The organism is Bacillus sp. AP50, assembly GCF_040492675.1.
Lineage (GTDB): Bacteria > Bacillota > Bacilli > Bacillales > Bacillaceae_G > Bacillus_A > Bacillus_A cereus.
In genome coordinates, this window is record NZ_JBEUTW010000345.1 from 1 (window position 1) to 1599 (window position 1599).

A 1599-nucleotide genomic window follows, 5' to 3' on the forward strand; every position below is an offset into this window, starting at 1 on the left:
AATAGGCATTTCACTCACTTTTACATCTATGAAAATCATAAAAGTAATTTAACCTTGTTAAAATAACTCATAAAAAAAGCATCCTAATTAATAGAATAGGATGCTTTTTCGTAATCATATTGTTATAGAAGATTTATATACTTATGCTACGCTGCGATACTCTTCTTCTTTTTCTTTTTTCTGCTTAGGTGCTTGAATTAAAATTGCGATAATGAATGACACGACACATAATACACCTATTACCATGAACGTTGGTTTGAATCCACCTAGAAGTGCACCGATAAAGGAACCTGCAAGCGCCCCAAATCCAAATCCTTGATACACAATTCCGTAGTTCTTACTATGGTTTTTCATACCGAAGAAATCACCAACAATAGCTGGGAAAATAGTGATATTTCCACCAAAGCAAAACGCTACACTTGCTACACATACGAAGTAAATACCATAATTTAAATCTACAAAACTTAGAACTAAGACTGAACTCGCCATAACAACAAAAGTACCAGTAACGATTTTTAAACGCCCAATTTTATCCGATAACGGTCCTAAAATGATACGACCTAATGTATTGAAGATTGCAACCATAGCCACCGCATTAGCTGCTGTTGCTGCGCTAAGTCCTACAAGTTGAACACCAATGTCTTTTACCATACCAATTAAGTATAAGCCACTCATACATGATGTAAATAACATGATAAATAATAAGTATACTTGTTTTGTGCCTAACATTTCTTTCGTTGTGTATTCCTCAGTTTTTGTTTCATGAACTGCTCCTTGATCTGCAGCTTGATGGATTAAACAAGCACCAATTACAATCATAGCTGTAACAATTAAACCCCAGTATATAAATGCTTGGGATACACCAACTGATTCAATCAACTGTGCGTTAACGTATTTAAAGATTAAGCTACCTGAACCATATGCAGAGACAGAAATACCAGCAATTAAACCTTTACGCTCTGGAAACCACTTTATTAAATTTGATAGTGAAGTGATATATGCTGTACCATCTGCATAACCTACAACAACTCCCGCTAGTACATAAAGTAATATTAGTGAGGATGCTTGTGAACTAAGTATTAATCCTAGTCCTAATGCTAATCCAGCTATCATAATAAGTTTACGAAGTCCCCATTTTTCTTGCAATTTACTCGCAAATAAAGTTGAAAATGCTAAAGAAAGACTAGTAATTGAGAAAGTTATCGCAACAGCGTTAAGACTCCAACCATATTTACTAACTAAAGGCTGATTGAATAAACTCCATGTATATATCGTCCCAAGCCCCATTTGTACTATAACTGTGCCAAGGACAACAAGCCATGGATTAACAGTTGATTTTTTCATACCTTTCCGCCTCCTCTTTCTATTTCAATGCTATTCGCTAAATTTACTTTTTTTATGTTCATTTTGGTCACCTCTTTTGATTTGACACCTTCATTGTATAAGATGTTTTTGTTTATGTAAGCACTTACAAGATAGAGCGTCAAAAACATGGAATCAGTTACAAAAAACGAAGGATGAAATACAAAAAACTACTGATTAGATACAATAGAAAAATTTTTTATACTTCAATCCACCTTATTTTTTATAAAATCACAA

The 1599-nt window shown here is 33.7% G+C and carries 1 protein-coding gene; it reads right to left on the reverse strand.

Annotated features, from left to right (window positions below; genetic code table 11):
• Window positions 1-141: 141 nt before the first annotated feature.
• Complete coding sequence (locus tag ABWK52_RS21990; protein ID WP_000750126.1) at window positions 142-1344, reverse strand: L-lactate MFS transporter; 1203 nt, start codon at window positions 1342-1344, stop codon at window positions 142-144.
• Between the last annotated feature and the right edge of the window lie 255 nt (window positions 1345-1599).